At 56.5% G+C, this 15,602-nt stretch carries 13 protein-coding genes; 5 read left to right on the top strand and 8 right to left on the bottom strand.

What is annotated here, in order from left to right:
* Positions 1–120: 120 nt before the first annotated feature.
* From ACGY09_RS09525 to ACGY09_RS09490, 8 genes are all read right to left on the bottom strand, one after another.
* Entirely contained in the window at positions 121–900 is a 780-nt protein-coding gene (locus ACGY09_RS09525; RefSeq protein ID WP_397571353.1) for a TatD family hydrolase, read from the bottom strand.
* Between the two features lie 337 nt (positions 901–1,237).
* Entirely contained in the window at positions 1,238–1,678 is a 441-nt protein-coding gene (locus ACGY09_RS09520; RefSeq protein ID WP_397571352.1) for a hypothetical protein, read from the bottom strand.
* Between the two features lie 139 nt (positions 1,679–1,817).
* Positions 1,818–3,452, bottom strand: coding sequence for an NADH-quinone oxidoreductase subunit N (locus ACGY09_RS09515; protein ID WP_397571351.1), 1,635 nt, complete (start codon positions 3,450–3,452; stop codon positions 1,818–1,820).
* Positions 3,453–3,506: 54 nt separating this feature from the next.
* Positions 3,507–5,096, bottom strand: coding sequence for a NuoM family protein (locus ACGY09_RS09510; protein WP_373650500.1), 1,590 nt, complete (start codon positions 5,094–5,096; stop codon positions 3,507–3,509).
* A 59-nt stretch (positions 5,097–5,155) separates the two neighbouring features.
* Complete coding sequence (nuoL, locus tag ACGY09_RS09505) at positions 5,156–7,585, bottom strand: NADH-quinone oxidoreductase subunit L (protein ID WP_397571350.1); 2,430 nt, start codon at positions 7,583–7,585, stop codon at positions 5,156–5,158.
* 136 nt (positions 7,586–7,721) lie between these two features.
* The gene (gene nuoK / locus ACGY09_RS09500) at positions 7,722–8,033 is read right to left on the bottom strand and encodes an NADH-quinone oxidoreductase subunit NuoK (protein ID WP_373650502.1); all 312 of its coding nucleotides are present in this window, start codon (positions 8,031–8,033) and stop codon (positions 7,722–7,724) included.
* Positions 8,034–8,083: 50 nt separating this feature from the next.
* A complete protein-coding gene (locus ACGY09_RS09495) occupies positions 8,084–8,776 on the bottom strand; it encodes an NADH-quinone oxidoreductase subunit J (RefSeq protein WP_397571349.1) in 693 nt (230 codons plus the stop codon).
* Positions 8,773–10,041 carry an NADH-quinone oxidoreductase subunit H gene (locus ACGY09_RS09490; protein ID WP_397571348.1) on the bottom strand — a complete coding sequence of 423 codons (1,269 nt, stop codon included), beginning with the start codon at positions 10,039–10,041 and terminating at the stop codon, positions 8,773–8,775. The genes ACGY09_RS09495 and ACGY09_RS09490 overlap by 4 nt, the downstream gene beginning before the upstream one ends.
* 379 nt (positions 10,042–10,420) lie before the next feature.
* Here ACGY09_RS09490 and ACGY09_RS09485 point away from each other — a divergent pair, with 379 nt between their 5' ends.
* The 5 genes from ACGY09_RS09485 to mnmA all read left to right on the top strand — a co-directional run bounded on the left by ACGY09_RS09485 (position 10,421) and on the right by mnmA (position 15,412).
* On the top strand, positions 10,421–10,696 hold the full coding sequence (locus ACGY09_RS09485; protein ID WP_373650505.1) for a hypothetical protein: 276 nt from the start codon (positions 10,421–10,423) through the stop codon (positions 10,694–10,696).
* Positions 10,697–11,336: 640 nt separating this feature from the next.
* Positions 11,337–12,137, top strand: coding sequence for a 4-hydroxy-tetrahydrodipicolinate reductase (dapB, locus tag ACGY09_RS09480; RefSeq protein ID WP_397571347.1), 801 nt, complete (start codon positions 11,337–11,339; stop codon positions 12,135–12,137).
* A 113-nt stretch (positions 12,138–12,250) separates the two neighbouring features.
* Entirely contained in the window at positions 12,251–13,510 is a 1,260-nt protein-coding gene (locus tag ACGY09_RS09475) for an aminotransferase class V-fold PLP-dependent enzyme (RefSeq protein ID WP_397571346.1), read from the top strand.
* A 133-nt stretch (positions 13,511–13,643) separates the two neighbouring features.
* Positions 13,644–14,081, top strand: coding sequence for a Fur family transcriptional regulator (locus ACGY09_RS09470; protein WP_373650508.1), 438 nt, complete (start codon positions 13,644–13,646; stop codon positions 14,079–14,081).
* A gap of 146 nt (positions 14,082–14,227) precedes the next feature.
* A complete protein-coding gene (mnmA, locus tag ACGY09_RS09465) occupies positions 14,228–15,412 on the top strand; it encodes a tRNA 2-thiouridine(34) synthase MnmA (protein ID WP_373650509.1) in 1,185 nt (394 codons plus the stop codon).
* Positions 15,413–15,602: the final 190 nt, after the last annotated feature.

Genomic DNA, 15,602 nt, shown 5'->3' with positions numbered 1-15,602 from the left:
GAATCTGCTTGCGACTCTTCCCTCAGACTGTGCACCGTTTGACGTTGGAACGAATTCCGTCAGACGCGAACCGGGTCAACTCAGAGCGACGCCTGCTCGAAACGGAAACGTTCCGTTTCCTCAGCCGACTGGAAGCCGAAAGATCCGTCGAGCATTCGCCGTGGTCGCTTCGGCAATCTCTTCTTTCGAAACTCCGCGAATTTCGGCAAGGCAAGCGGCCGTCAAACGGACGTGGGCTGGCTCATTCCGCTTGCCGCGAAACGGCGTCGGCGCGAGGTACGGCGCATCGGTTTCGATCAGCAGTCGATCGAGCGGAATTGTCGCTACTGTTTTGCGGATCGTTTCATTCTTCTTGAAAGTCACCATACCACTGATGGAAAGAGACATTCCCATTTCCATGCAGACGTGGGCGGTCTCGACAGAGCCACAGAACGAATGCATCACCCCATTGAGGGGGCCGCGTTCCGCATGTGTTTTCAGTTGCTTGATAACCGCTTCCTCGGCATCGCGACAATGAACGACAAAAGGGAGATCCAGTTCGCGAGACAATTCGAGGTGCCGATCGAAGAATTCGGCCTGCAATTCGATGGGCGAATGATCCCAGTACTGATCGAGGCCTGTTTCGCCTAATCCCACAACCTTGGGTGATTTCGCCAGAGCGACAATTTGCTCCCAATCACCCGGATTGGCAGCCGCGACATAATTCGGATGAAGTCCGACAATCGCGTGGACCTGGGGAAAACGTTCGGCCAGTTCGAGAACGCGGCGACAGCTTTCCAGTGTAATCCCCACCGCCAGCATCGCCTTAACGCCCGCATCGACCGCGCGGGTCACGACTTCTTCACAGTCCTGTGTAAAGGCGTCTTCGTCGAGATGGCAATGGGTATCAATCCACTCCATTGTCTCTTTCCCTAATTCTTAAAGTGCAAAATTCTGTCTGACATGCCTGGCGGGACGATACCTTCGTCCTCTGGCTGAACCTGAGCCGTGAGTGCGAAGTCTCATGAGCCAGCGAAGAGAAGAACCGCGTCAGTTGACTCAATTGAGCCAGACAGAATGCCCCCAGGCAGGGACAGCACCGTCACGCGGTGGCGGTCCTCGGGGAGAGACGATAGCACTTCAACCGCTGACGGGTAAGTGGTCGAAGTATTCCGCGGGACGTCGTGCCCCACGATTCCAGAGCAACGGGCAGAAAGATAGGGAATTGGGCTGGTACGACAATCCGGGAGAAAAAACTTCACACCGTCGCTTTTGCCCCGGCCGGCACCAGGTTGTTCAGTCGCTCGGTCAGCTCACGTTCCGATGTCAGGATTTCGCTGATGAGGGCGCTTGCTTCCGGATCGTGAATGCAGGTGTGAGACGCCTCATCCAGCACCGTTAGCAGTTCCTGCTGGTTCACGCGGATCAGTTTCAGCAAATAATTGAGTGACAGAAAATGCAGGTCGGTGTAATCCGCAGGAAACCCGCCGAAATCGATCGTCCAGCGTCGCTCGGTGAGCAGAGCGGAAAGTTTTGCGACGTGTTCCTGCTGAACGGCCACAATTTTCTGGAACTCTGCTTCGACTCCCTTTTGAGACCGGCTGGACCACGAGCTGCATTGGCCAACATATTGAAGCAGGCTTTTTCCGAGCGCGATCAGGAGTTCGTTGAGCCTGGCATTGTGTTGCACGTGTGCCATAAGAAACTAGCCGTCTATGAGAACAAAAGGGTGGCCCGAGGGAATCGGGCCGGGATCGATTTTACTAGTCACTGACTTCAGTTGTGCTTTGGTTTGGTCGACCGGTCGATGTGACGATCACCGAGGGTCCATCTGCGGTTCAAAAAAAGGCATGGGCCGCCTGAAGTGCGACTTTCGTCAGTGGATCAATAATGATCCCCAGGAAAACCACCATTCCTGAGACCAGCATGACGTACATCGCAGGAGAGGAACTGGCCGGCATGGAGACGGTGGCCGCCCCGGAGGGCCGAGAATCGATGCACATGATTTTGGCGACGCGGAGATAGTAGAACAAACTGATCACGGTGTTGAGTCCCCCCGCAGCGAGGACCAGCCACATGAACCAGTGCACGTGCGTTGATTCATAAACCGATGCGAAAATAAATGCTTTCCCGTAGAAGCCGCCGAGTGGCGGAATGCCGACCAGGCTGAACATGCAGATCGCCATGCAAATTGCCAGCACGGGAGCCTGCTGTGCCAAACCCTTGTAGTCTTCGATCTCTTCCGAAAAAGTCTGGTTCCGAATCAAGGCGACGATGGCGAAGGCCCCCAGATTCATGAACAGGTAGACGCCCATGTAATAGAGCAGCCCTTCCATCGCGCGAGGACCGTTTCCGGGGTGTGCAACCTGAAAGGCTGAGTCCGTTCGCACACTTTGCAGGACCAGCAGTGCTGCAATTGCCATCAGCGAGTAACCGGCGTGTGCAATGGTGGAATAGGCGAGCATTCGTTTGATATTTCGCTGCGAATAGGCGGCCAGGTTGCCGAATGTCGACGTAACAATCGCCACCAGTCCCAGCCCGAGTCCGCACGAAAGTGAAAGCTGCGAAAGAGCACCTGAGCCGTCCCCGGCCAGGGCCAGCGACAGACGAACGAGCAAGGCGAATGCCGCTGCTTTGGAAGCAACCGACAAGAATCCACCGACTTCAGCGGGAGCACCGTGAAAGGCGTCAGGGCACCAGAAATGGAAGGGGACCAGTGACAGTTTGAAAGCGAACCCGACGGAAATCATCAGGAGTGCGAGGACCGCACAGCGGGTGGCGGGATCCTGCATTCCCCCGCGATTCGCGAAGACGGCCTGGAACCGCTGGGCCAACTCGGGAAACTCGGCCGTTCCCAGTAGACCCGCAAGGAGGCTGATGCCGAACAACATCACACCGGCCGACCCGGCTCCATACACAACGAATTTCAGGGCTGCTTCACTGCTTCGGCGGCGACCTTTCAGGAATCCCGTCATGACGTAACTGGGAACGCTGGCCATCTCGATTCCCAGGAAAAGAATCAGCAAGTGATTCGCGCTGGACATCAGCATCATGCCCACCACAGCACCCGACAGCAGCGAGTAGAAGTCAGGAGCGTCCTCGTCGTCAGGAATCCCTGTCAGGACGGTCAGGGCGATCACGAAGACAAGGAAAAAGGTGAGGAACCCACGGAAGAACGTCGAGAACTCATCGTGAACGGCCAGACCTGTGAAAATCTCGACGCCGACCGCTTCACCAACCGTGAATTGCCAGAACTGCGACAAGATGAGAACGAACGCGCCCATCCCTCCCGCCACGGCAAACCAGTGTGTCGGGATGATCTTGTCGAGACTGGTCAGTCGTGCCAGCAGCATCAAGATGATCGAGCCGGAAAGAATCAGTTCCGGCAGGATGATCTTGAGCGAGCGAAGCAGGGAAACCTGCCCGGCAACGTCACCACTCAAAAACTGCTGATATAGAGCTTCAAAATCCATCGGATTCGCTATCAGTAAAGCGGCTTGCGGATGTGGAACAACGAACGCCGGCAACTACTTCCATTGCGATGTCTGCATGGCAGTCACCGCGCCGTACAGCGCCTCGTATGAGGATGCAAGGCTCTCTGTCAGTACCTGAACCGATGCCTGCATCGGATTGAACAGCAGTTGAGGCAGCACGCCAAACAGAATCGCTGTGGCGACAAGCGTGTAACCAATCGCGAGTTCGCGCGGATTCATTTCGACCAGTGCTTCCGGGTGGGGGCCTTTGTACTCAGGACCCAGATAGACCCGTTGCAGCGTCCACAGGATGTAGCCTGCGGTCAGGATCACTCCGCTGGCAGAAATAATCGCCAGCAGGGGGCTGAAGTTCCAGCAGGCCAGGACCGAAAAGACTTCGCCGACAAAGCCGCATAGTCCGGGCAACCCCAGTCCAGCGAAGAAGATGACTGCGGCCAGGCCTGAATAGTGCGGCATAAACTGAGCGATGCCACCAAACTTGTTGATGTCACGGTGATGGACCCGGTCGTAGAGAACTCCGACCATAAAGAACATCCCGGTGGAGGAAATCCCGTGGGCAATCATCTGGAACATCGCCGCATTGATTCCCATTTCCCAGTACGAACGCCCCAGCGTCCGACCGTCGACGATCTTCCAGACCGCGATTCCAATCAGGACATAGCCCATGTGACTGACCGAACTGTAAGCGACGAGCCGCTTGAAGTCGGTTTGAGCCATCGCTGCAAACGCACCGTAAATGATGCTGAAGACGCCCAGCCCGACGAGAAAATACGCGGCATACTGTGCACCATACGGAGCCAGCGGGAACGCGATGCGGATGATTCCGTAGCCCCCCATCTTGAGCAGCACCCCTGCCAGTATCATGGAGATTGGCGTGGGGGCTTCGACGTGGGCATCGGGCAACCAGGTGTGGAAGGGGAACGCGGGCAGCTTAATCGCGAACCCGATGAACAGCATGATGAAGGCGGCGATCTGCATCGTCGTCCCGTATACGGGGGCCTTACCATCACTGGTTCCCGCGGCGATACGAGCCATTTCCAGCAGGTCGAATGTGCGGTCACTGTTGAAGTAGAACATCAACATGGCGATCAGCATCAGCACAGAGCCGGCCAGCGTGTAGAGGAAAAATTTGATGGCCGCATATTCGCGCCGAGGTCCACCCCAGATCCCGATCAGGAAATACATCGGCAGCAGCATGACTTCCCAGAAGACGTAAAACAGCAGGAAGTCGAGTGCAGTGAAGACGCCCATCATGCCGGTTTCCAGTAACAGGAACAGCATCAGGTAGCCTTTGAAGTTCTTCTCAATGCTCCAGGAAGCCAGCATTGACAGCAGACAGACAAAGCCCGACAGCACAATCAGCGGCAAGCTGATTCCGTCGACTCCCAAAGTAAAATTTGCGTTCCAGTTGGGGATCCAGGGAACCGAAATCCGGCACTGCATTCCCGACTGGGATGGATCGAACTGCGCCCACAACTGCAGGGTCAATGCGAACGTGAGCGCCGTTCCCAGCACTCCCCAGTATCGCATCGCCTCCTTGGCTTTCGCGTCAAAGCACAGCAGCGGGATCGCCCAGACGGCTGGCAAGAAGACGATACAGGTCAGGATTGTTTCCGAACTCATGATGAATTTCATTCCCTCATTCGTGCATCAACCATTCAGATGGCAGGCAGAATCCAAGATTACTTCGGAATTGTCGTGTACAAGGCACCGAACAACACGATGACGCCGACCGCGATCCACATCACATATTGCCGCAGGTGACCGGTCTGAACGGCCTTCAGCGATGATCCGACTGTGTATGTCATGCTTCCGACCAGATTGACCAGACCATCGATGAACGTCTCATCGAACTTGCGGTCAAGTTTGGACACCATCACTGTCAGGCCGGCAGCTCCGTGCAGAATGGAGTCAAGCACCTTCCGGTCAAAGTTCACGCACCACTTGGCGACGACATGAACGGGGGCAACAAACATCACATCGTACAGCGTGTCGAATCGCCATTTGTCGACCAGGAAATCATAGACTGAAGAAAATTGCCTGCGAACCTGATCCGGGTCAACCGACTTTTTCACGTACAGCAGATAAGCGAGGCCCATACCGACGAAGGCAGCGACCAAAGCGAGAAACCCCGCCATCGCGTGAACGTGGTGGACGTCACTGTCATGCCCGTGATGGCTGGGAAGTGTGACTTGTGATGCTCCTGCGGACACAACGCGAGTCGCGGCCGGGACGGTCTCGCTGTCGGTGATCAACCGATACAGCGGTCCACTCTCGCCGGGCCAGGCACATGCGGCTGCAAGGACTGCCAAGACGATCAGCGGAACGGTCATGATTCGCGGATTCTCGTGGCAGTGCTCATAAACATGAGCATCACGAGGTTCGCCCGCGAACGTCATGAACCAGAGGCGGAACATGTAGAATGACGTGATTCCTGCCGTGACCAGAGGCGTGATGAACAGCAGGAAATGGTTTGGATTTAATTCGCTGTAGGCCAAAGCGGAAGCGACGATGGCATCCTTGGAGTAAAAGCCCGAGAATCCGATGGCGGTCCCTGGAATTGCCAGCCCCGCAATGGCGATCACGCCGACGAGCATGGTGTAAGCGGTGATCTTCATCTTGTGGCGGAGTCCGCCCATCTTCCGCATATCCTGTTCATGGTGGCAGCCGGCAATCACACTGCCCGAGCACAAGAACATCAGCGATTTGAAGAAGGCATGCGTCACGAGGTGGAACAGTCCCGCTCCCCAGCCCGCGACTCCGATCCCCAGCATCATGTAGCCGAGTTGACTGATCGTGGAATAGGCCAGGACCCGTTTGATGTCCGTTACGACCAGGGCGATTGTGGCTGCGACGAACAGGGTAATGCAGCCGATGTAAGCAATCCCCAGCAGCACTTCAGGAGTAAACACGGGGTAGAACCGGCCTGCCAGATAGACACCAGCGGCGACCATGGTTGCCGAGTGCACGAGCGCGGAAACGGGAGTGGGACCTTCCATCGCGTCGGGGAGCCAGGTGTGGAGCGGGAACTGGGCACTCTTTCCGATGCTGCCCGCAAAAATTCCCAAGCCTGCGGCGACCAGTAGTGAATAACTGATCGTCAATGGCAGTCCGTCTCTTTCTGCGCGGTGGCCATGAGCGTCGCGCAAGTGGACCTGCTGACCGTCGTCTGAGACGTCGAGCGTCCCGTCGTTTCCACGAACCATTGTGAACAGGCCTGCCTCGGCGTGTTCCCCTTCGCCGCGATCCCCGAACTGGAAAGTCCCGAACGAGGTCCACAGGATCATCATCCCGATCAGAAATCCAAAGTCTCCGACACGGTTCATGATGAACGCTTTGTTGGCTGCGGTGCTCGCCGATTTCCGCTCAATGTAGAAACCGATCAACAGGTAGCTGCACAGACCGACCAGTTCCCAGAAAATAAAGACCTGGAAAATGTTGCCGGCCAGAACCAGACCGAGCATCGAAAAGCAGAACAGCGAGAGATAGGCGAAGAAGCGGTAAAATCGTCCGGGGCGACTGAAGTGCCCTCCGTTGTGAAGGTGGACTTCATGGTCTTCGTATTCTTCGGTCAGCTCTTCCTGCATGTAGCCGATTGCAAACAGATGAATGCACGTCGCGATGAAGGTTACCATCGTGAACATGACCAGCGTCAGACTGTCGATATACCAGTCCAGCGAGATCCGCAGTCCACTGAAACGAGCCAGTTCGTAGTAGGTTCCGGAGAAGTACTTCGGAGCAGCGGGAGTCGGGTGAGCCGCCTCAGCGTGATCGTCCGCCGGATGGGTGTCTGCATGCACAGCCTCAGCGTGCGCCTTGGCATCGTCGTGGTGGGGGGCCGAGCTGTCATGGTGTTCGGCGTCGTGCGACCCCACGTGAGCATGATGTTCGGGCTCTGACAAGGCCGCCCAGTGTGTCTGGTTGCCCCAATAGATCAATGCGGAAAGGCTGCAGAGAAAGCCGATGCCGATACACGCCACGGCCGTGTAGGCGGCACCCTGATGCAGTCGATGCGACCATCTGAGCCAGTAGATCTCGACGACGAAGCCGACAAGTGGCAAGAGCCATGCCACCGTCAGCAGATACATCAATACTTCACCAGTCTCAGTCATAATTCCATCACTGAATATGTGGGCTGGACACAGACTGATTCGTCCGTGGTTTCTGATCTCTCTTTATTTCAGCCAGTGCACGTTACTTGCAGCGATTCATTTCGCAAGTGACGGGCACAGTTCACCTGGAAGATCGCTATCCCTGCAGCTCGTTTCCTCGGTCCACATCGATTGTCAAATGGTTGTTATAGAAGTTGAGAGCGATCGCGAGTGCCACTGCCGCCTCGGCAGCTGCCAGAACGATGACGAAGAGTGCCGTTGCCTGACCGTCCAGACCCAGTGGGGTATAGCGAGAGAAGGCGACGAAATTGACATTCGCGCCGTTCAGCACCAGTTCGACCCCCATCAGGATCCCGATGCCGTTTCGCTTTGTCGCCATGCAGACAACGCCGCAGACGAATAACACTGCACCTACCATCAGATAGGCATTCAGGCCAATTTCACCCATGATCGAATTTCACTTTCCAGACTGACGGTGGCTGTGAGCAGCGATCGCCATTATTCCAGACTGACAGCTTCTTCCGACACGGCGCGTCGTTTTGCCCGCGCGAGGTATGCAGCTCCAATCAAGACGACAAGCAGATGAACGGAAACAATTTCAAATGGCAAGAAATATCCAGGGGCCAACCCCTGTGCTCCTCCTTCGGCAAGGTTTCGATCCACACGCATTCCCAGGAAGCTCATCCCCAACTGCCGGATCGTTCGCCCCTGTTGCACGCGTGCTTCCAGATCTGCTTTCGCCTGTGTTGATCCGGTATTAACGAGTACCTCTTCGGCGTGTGCACCGAGCGTCAGGTCGGCGAGAACAGGTGCTGCCGGGATGGTCGGTGATCGGGCAGTGATATCGGCCCAATCGACATACCCGATTGAAGAGATCAGGACGAAGAGCAGCAGGACTCCCACTGCGGCACCCATGATGCCTTCCGCCGGTGAAGTCTTGATCGTGGAATAGGGTCCACTGGCAGTCAGCATCACACCGAAGACCAGCAGGACGACTGTACCACCGACATAGATCAGTAGCTGGGCAGCTCCGAGAAAATCGGCATGGAGCAGAAAGAAAAGTGCCGCGACGGAACCAAGAGATACAACCAGCCAGAACGCCATTCGAACCACGTTCTGTGATGCGGCGACAGCAATCGCGCCACCACAGGCAAGAAAGGCGAATGTGTAGAACAGAAGTTGTTCAATCATTGTGGTCCCCCCTTGCCCTCTGACGCGACGTGAATGCCAGTGGCTGTTGAACGGAGGACCGCTTTTTCACCGAGTGGTGCACCAGCCAGAATCGGACGTGAAAAGACAGTGGTGAGTGTCAGTGGCCACAGAACGGCCATCAGAAAGAGAAAGCAACTGATCGGGACGAGGTACTTGAGGCAGGTGGTCATCACCTGATCGATTCTCAGGCGAGGCAACGTCCACCGAACCCAGATCTGCACAAAGACCAGCAGACAGGCTTTCGTAATCAGGACGATCGCGCCGAACAGATTTGCAATGTACGTCCCGATCGAAAAGCCTGAAATCCAGCCACTTCCCGTACCACGCAACCCGTCGAACAGGCTGTCGATCATCAGACCGTCGTGCCAGCCTCCCAGAAACAGAATTGCCGCCACGGCGCTGACGGCAAACATGCTCGAATATTCGGCGAGAAAGAAGATCGACCACCGGAAGCCGCTGTACTCGGTATGGAAACCGGCGACCAGTTCGCTTTCGGCTTCGGCAAGATCGAAGGGGGCTCGTTTGACGCTAGCTGTTGCCACTGTGAAGTAGGCGAAGAAGGCCAGAAAGGTGAAGGGGTCATGAAACAGAAACCAGTTCCAGAAGCCGCCCGACTGCAACCGGCCGATCACCTGGAAGTTCAGCGATCCGGCGATCATCAGCGGTATCAAGGCACAGATCGCGAGTGGGATTTCATAGCTCACCATTTGAGCCGCTTCGCGCATTGCGCCGAAAAGTGCCCATTTCGAACCGCTCGAATATCCCGCGAGAATAATCCCGAGGACTTCGAGTGACATGAGTGCCAGGATCAAAAAAGCTCCGCATTCTGCTGCAACGGCGACCCAGCCGTCGGAGATGGGCAGAACCATGAACGCGCCAAAGGATGCGATCGTTGCGAGATAGGGTGCCATGCGGAAAACGAGGTTGTCGGCATCCTTCGGAACAAGGTCTTCCTTCTGGATCAACTTGATGCCGTCTGCAATCGTTTGCAGCCAGCCGAAACTGCCACCGACACGTGTGGGGCCCAGGCGGTCTTGAATACGACCGGCGACTTTTCGTTCGAGCCAGATGTAGAAGACGGGAAGTCCACCGAACAACCCCAGAAGCAGGGAGGCGTGGATGACTGCTGCCAAGAGGAAAGCAACAAGAAGAAGTGTCTCTGAATCAGCGGGAATTTTCGCCGTAGACGAGATTACCCTGACCAGGAAGTCCTGCAACGTGATTGAGGCCAGCAAGCCATGCATGGGTTGTGTCCATTCGGAATCGAGCCCGCCCACATGATGGGAGGCGGCAGGGAGCGGGCCAACTATGCCAGATGGATTTCACCCTTTCAAGCGAGCCGAACATCTTTCGCTACCATTCCCACGAATGGGAAGTCATTTGACTCCACGGACCTTGGTAACCTTTTCTCAAAGCGCCGCGTCATAACCGCAGCAGGTCATTCATCTCCAATTGTCTGCCTCGTCTGGGGTAGACGAAGGGCGACTGCTGGGGCTCAATCATTCAGGCTCCTTCGCGACTGTGCTTGATTTCAGGCGTGACTGTTCGATATTGTCGGTTTTGGAATCCGTTCCAAAGTGACTCGATGAACCGTTTTTGACCGTTCAGATTGGCGAGGTTTTGATGGCGAAGAAAAAAGCCACGGGAGGGCTTGAAGGATCTCGAATTCGAGTAAAGGGTGGCGTTAACTCGCCCGAATTTCCCGAGATCTCATTAGCAGGTTGGACGGGCTCCGTTGTGGAAACATCAGGAAAACCTCCCAGCCAGTCGGTGATCATCGAATGGGATGCCACCACGCTGGAGACCATGCCCAAAGAGTACGTTGAGAAATGCGAGTCCGAGAATCTCTTCTACTCGATGGCCAGCCTGAAGGCCGATGACGTGGAAGCCGTCATCTGAATCTGTCATCGCACGGATGCAGGTACTTCTCTGACTCTGCTCGATTCTGCCAGCAGGCAGGTCGCGCAAGTGTGAGCGATTGCGCAGCGGGCCAACTGCGGTATCCGCTCGGCGACCTCTCCCCGCAGCGAAGGGGTGATGCACGCGGGGGAGGGGATGAGTGTGTTGCGGTGAGCGTCTTTGCGCCTGTTTCATTGTTGCGATCACATCAAGTCGCTCGATGTCGTTAAATCGCTGGGTTTCTGATTCTTCTGACGGTTGTCTCTCACTTTTGTTGATCAAGTGGTCCCGTTCTCTGCTGCCGAGCGTGGAACATCACGGGAGCTGTCTCGACCATAGACGCCTCTGACTCGTCGAAGCTGAGTTGAATCGGCGGTTGGTCGGTTCTGCCGGACGTTTTGCTCATGTCGGCGTCCCTCGTGACCCTGCTGCGAACTGCTGATCGCGGCCTGCCGGTCCGGTGTGCATGTGGGGTTGTCTTGAGTCGTTCATCGGAGTGCCCGCATGCTGTCTGGTCCCGTTCGACAGAGTGAAATTGGATCGCCGTGGCTGCGCCGGGCAGGGGCCCATTTTTTTGGGAGTCGAATTGCATTACAATCGCGGCTTGTGACAGACACAGCGGAATGAAGAGGATTTTTGAATGTCAAACGCTCTGAAAGTAGGAGTTAACGGTGCCGCCGGACGGATGGGGCAGCGTGTGGTCGCGTTGGCCCATCAGGACAAAGCACTGCAAGTTACCGCCGCCTTCGAGTCTGCGTCGTCCCCCAAGCTAGGTCTCGATGCAGGAGAACTGGCCGGGATTGGCAAGCTGAATGTGCCGCTGAGTGCCACCATCGATCAACCGGTTGATGTGATCATCGATTTCTCGACCCCCGAAGGGTGTGCTCATATCCTGACGCTCAGTAAAGAGCGGAAGATTCCTCTGGTGATTGCCACCACAGGGCTGACAGAATCACAGCGAGCCGATGTCGTCGCCGCGTCAAAGGTGATTCCGGTTCTGATGGCTCCCAGCATGAGTCTCGCAGTCAATATCGCGATGAAACTTGTCGCGGATGCTTCTCGCGCCCTGAAGGACCATTCGAGCGGGGTCGATGTAGAAATCATCGAACGACATCATCGCTACAAAGAAGATGCACCCAGCGGAACGGCACTGAAGTTCGGCGAAATCGTGGCTGCGGAGATGGGGCAGACCGAACACAAGCATGGACGGGAAGGGCGCACAGGGCAGCGTCCTCGGAATGAGATCGGCTATCACGCGCTGCGAGTCGGGGACAACGTCGGCGAACATACGATCGTCTACGGAATGCTGGGAGAAACCCTCGAAGTGGCGGTTAAGGGGCAATCTCGAGACAGCTACGCGGTGGGATCGCTGACCGCTGCCAAGTTTCTGGTGACTCAGTCACCGGGGCTGTACTCGATGAAAGACGCTCTCGGTCTATAATTTCTCTCGGCGTGGCACCGCTTATTGTTCCGGAGCCAGACGCCTTGGCCTGGTTCTAGAAACCTCGACCTGCGCTTTGAGCAGGTCGAGGCCATGCGACGAAAATCTACCCCATGTCTATCACCGCTGATCCTGCTTTCGATGTTGAGTCGATTCGACGCGACTTTCCTATTCTCGCGCAGCGACTTTCAAACGACCGAACCCTGGTCTATCTCGACACGGCTGCGACGTCTCAAAAACCGCGTGTCGTCATCGATAAAATGGTCGAATGTTTCGAGCACTTCAATTCGAACGTCCATCGGGGCATCCACGAATTGGGGGATCGGATGACCACGGAACTGGAAAACGCACGTGAAAACGTCCGCCAGTTTATCGGGGCCGCCGACGTCGACGAGATCGTCTTCACATCCGGGACGACGATGTCGCTGAACATCGTGGCTCATGGGTGGGCAAGAAAGTTCCTCAAACCTGGTGATGAGGTCCTGGTGAATGCCATGGAGCACCACGCGAATCTCGTTCCCTGGCAACTCGCGGCCCGCGCGACCGGAGCGGAACTGAGATACATCCCGTTGACCGATGATGGCCGACTGGACCTCTCCAGACTGGATGAGGTTCTGACATCGCGGACCCGACTGCTCGCCGTCACCGCAATGTCGAACGTGCTGGGGACGGTCAATCCGATTGCGGAACTGGCGCGGAGAGCCCATGACGTCGGTGCGTTGATCTGCGTGGATGCGGCTCAGAGTGTGCCGCACGGTCACACGGATGTGCAGGGAGCGAAGATCGACTTTCTGGCATTTTCGGGACACAAGCTTTACGGCCCTACCGGCATCGGTGTGCTGTATGCTCGCCGCGAATTGCAGGAAGCGATGGACCCGTTCCTGGCGGGTGGTCACATGATTCGTGAGGTGTTCGAGCAGTCGTCGACCTGGGCGGATCCTCCCGCCAAGTTTGAGGCGGGGACCTGTCCGTTTGTCGAAGCGGTCGCCATGAGTACCGCGATCGACTATCTGCGCGCCGTGGGACTTGACAGGATCGCTCAGTACGAACATCAGTTGTCGAGCTACGCCCATCAGCGGATGAGGGGAATTCCTGGAATTCGGCTGCTCGGGCCGTCGGTCGACCACAAGGGGGCGATCCTCAGCTTTGTGATTGAAGGGCTGCATGCTCACGACCTTTCCGATCTTCTGGATCGTCAGGGAGTGGCTATTCGGGCGGGACATCATTGCACGATGCCCCTGCATGACCTGTATGGCCTGACGTCGTCAGCTCGCGCAAGTCTGGCCTTTTACAACACGCGCGGCGAAGTTGATAAACTGGTCGAGGCAATCCTGGGGGCCCAGAAGGTTTTTCAGCGACCGAAACGGAAGTAGGACGTATCCGGGAGAGAAGGCTTTGTCGCGGAATCGGCTGTGAATTGCCTTTCGCAGTTTGTTGAAGGTATCCTTTTGTGTCTTCTCTTCCCTGTCCCTCGAGAAGGTGTGTAAGCCGCAAGAACGGTTGAATATGACTCAAAACATAGACATTGACGCCGTTAGCAAGACGCGGAAACTTCTTTCTGACTGCGGACTGAGAACGACAGCAGCGCGACTGGCGGTGATGCACTGGTTGCAGCGGGCCACGTCTCCAGCAACACATGCGGAAATTGCGGCCGATCTGGTTCCGCTTGGTTTCGACAAAGCGACGGTGCTCCGAAACCTCACCGATCTGGTCGAGGCAGGCCTGGCAACACGCCGGGAACTCGGGGACCACGTCTGGCGATTCGAGATCCGTGACGTGTCGCACCCTGATGGATGCCAGCACGCCCATTTCATTTGTGTCGATTGCGGTAGTGTGACCTGCCTCCACAAGGTCGAACTGCCCAAGTCTGCAATCAAGTCGGTGACCGAGATTGGCCGAATCACCGAAATCCTGATCCGTGGCCATTGTGTGCTCTGCCAGTGAGAACAGGCCTTATCCAGGACCCTCCGATGGTCTGGATTGATCGGCTGTCAAAAAACGCGGCTCTGGTCAGGCGTCGCCGGTCTTAATTGTGTTGATGATGACGCCTTTCAGCGTGTTTTAAGTAATTTCCAGGAAGTCCGGGCATAATGGCGATCCGCGTGGTGCTGGCGATGAGTGGTGGAGTGGACAGCTCTGCCGCTGCCGTGCTGCTGAAGCAGCAGGGATACGAAGTCATCGGACTGTTTATGCGGTCTGGTGCCGTCGAGGAAACCACTTGCCGAATCGAACCCAAGCCCAAGGCTTCCTCTGCTCCCGCTGTGGTTGACGCGTTACCGTCCCCACCGCTGCCGACCCTGCCGATTCTTGGCGCGAAGGCGAACAAGCAGGGTTGTTGCAGTGCCTCGGATGCAGCCGACGCCCGCCGCGTGGCGGACGTTCTGGATATCCCCTTTCACGCACTGAACTTTTCGGATGCGTTCGGCAGGATCAAGGACTACTTCGTCGATGAGTATCTTGCGGGGCGAACGCCGAATCCCTGCGTGATGTGCAACAACTGGCTGAAGTTTGGAAAGTTGTGGGACTTTGCCGTCAGCGTCGGTGCCGAGCGGATCGCGACGGGGCACTATGCGCGGATCGGAACGATCGACGGCGAACCCGCCTTGCTGCGTGGGCGAGATCGATCGAAAGATCAATCGTACGTTCTGGCGGGAATTAACCGCGAGATCCTCGATCGAATCATGTTCCCTGTCGGTGACTTCAATAAGCCCGAGATCCGTGAACTGGCAGGAGAAGCGGGACTTCGCGTGGCCACCAAGCCCGACAGTCAGGAAATCTGCTTCATCCCTGACAACGACTACGTCGGCTTTCTCGAACGGTATCGCGGTCGACCCGACATGGCGGGTGATTTTGTGGACCCCTCCGGTAATGTTCTGGGCAAACATTCCGGATACGACCAGTTTACGATCGGACAACGTCGTGGGTTAGGGATCACCTTCGGTGAACCTCGCTTCGTGATTCGAATCGAGCCGGACACGCGGCGCGTTGTGCTGGGCAAGTACGAAGATCTGGCCTGCTATGAGTTAGAAGCAGATGGGTTAAGCTGGCTCAAGGACCACCTGCCGGAGAAGTTTGACTGCCTCGCACAGATTCGCTATCAGCACACCGCCGCCCCCGCAGTGGTTGAACGGATATCGGACGGACGTGTTCGCGTGCAGTTCGAAGCACCCCAGTACGGCGTCGCTCCGGGGCAGGCGATGGTCCTGTACGAAGGCGATCGCGTTCTCGGAGGGGGCTGGATCTGTCAGCCCGCGCGAAGTGAAGTTCACGTTTGAAGCAATGAAGTTCGCGATAAGGCCGTCGTTCCGGGGTGAACACTTCTGTGGGAGACCTCAGCCCATTCGAGAAGGTCTCCCTCAAAATTCGGTACGCATTGTCAGCCCGCGATCGGAACCCAGTGCCTGGTCCAGCCGCTGGTCGCCGCTCTGTTGAGTCCGATGTAGGAGTTTTCGCAGTTCGTATTGG

The organism is Schlesneria sphaerica (assembly GCF_044336245.1).
Taxonomy (GTDB): Bacteria; Planctomycetota; Planctomycetia; order Planctomycetales; family Planctomycetaceae; genus Schlesneria; species Schlesneria sphaerica.
The sequence above is the reverse complement of the archived record's forward strand: the minus strand, read 5'-3'. Positions and strand labels throughout refer to the sequence as shown.

Coding starts and splice junctions, on each gene's coding strand:
- nuoL (WP_397571350.1), bottom strand. CDS start 7,585: ATGACTGAGACTGGTGAAGTATTGATGTATCTGCTGACGGTGGCATGG.
- ACGY09_RS09470 (WP_373650508.1), top strand. CDS start 13,644: ATGACTCAAAACATAGACATTGACGCCGTTAGCAAGACGCGGAAACTT.
- ACGY09_RS09485 (WP_373650505.1), top strand. CDS start 10,421: ATGGCGAAGAAAAAAGCCACGGGAGGGCTTGAAGGATCTCGAATTCGA.
- ACGY09_RS09475 (WP_397571346.1), top strand. CDS start 12,251: ATGTCTATCACCGCTGATCCTGCTTTCGATGTTGAGTCGATTCGACGC.
- ACGY09_RS09495 (WP_397571349.1), bottom strand. CDS start 8,776: ATGATTGAACAACTTCTGTTCTACACATTCGCCTTTCTTGCCTGTGGT.
- nuoK (WP_373650502.1), bottom strand. CDS start 8,033: ATGGGTGAAATTGGCCTGAATGCCTATCTGATGGTAGGTGCAGTGTTA.
- mnmA (WP_373650509.1), top strand. CDS start 14,228: ATGGCGATCCGCGTGGTGCTGGCGATGAGTGGTGGAGTGGACAGCTCT.
- ACGY09_RS09525 (WP_397571353.1), bottom strand. CDS start 900: ATGGAGTGGATTGATACCCATTGCCATCTCGACGAAGACGCCTTTACA.
- ACGY09_RS09510 (WP_373650500.1), bottom strand. CDS start 5,096: ATGAGTTCGGAAACAATCCTGACCTGTATCGTCTTCTTGCCAGCCGTC.
- ACGY09_RS09520 (WP_397571352.1), bottom strand. CDS start 1,678: ATGGCACACGTGCAACACAATGCCAGGCTCAACGAACTCCTGATCGCG.
- ACGY09_RS09515 (WP_397571351.1), bottom strand. CDS start 3,452: ATGGATTTTGAAGCTCTATATCAGCAGTTTTTGAGTGGTGACGTTGCC.
- dapB (WP_397571347.1), top strand. CDS start 11,337: ATGTCAAACGCTCTGAAAGTAGGAGTTAACGGTGCCGCCGGACGGATG.
- ACGY09_RS09490 (WP_397571348.1), bottom strand. CDS start 10,041: ATGCATGGCTTGCTGGCCTCAATCACGTTGCAGGACTTCCTGGTCAGG.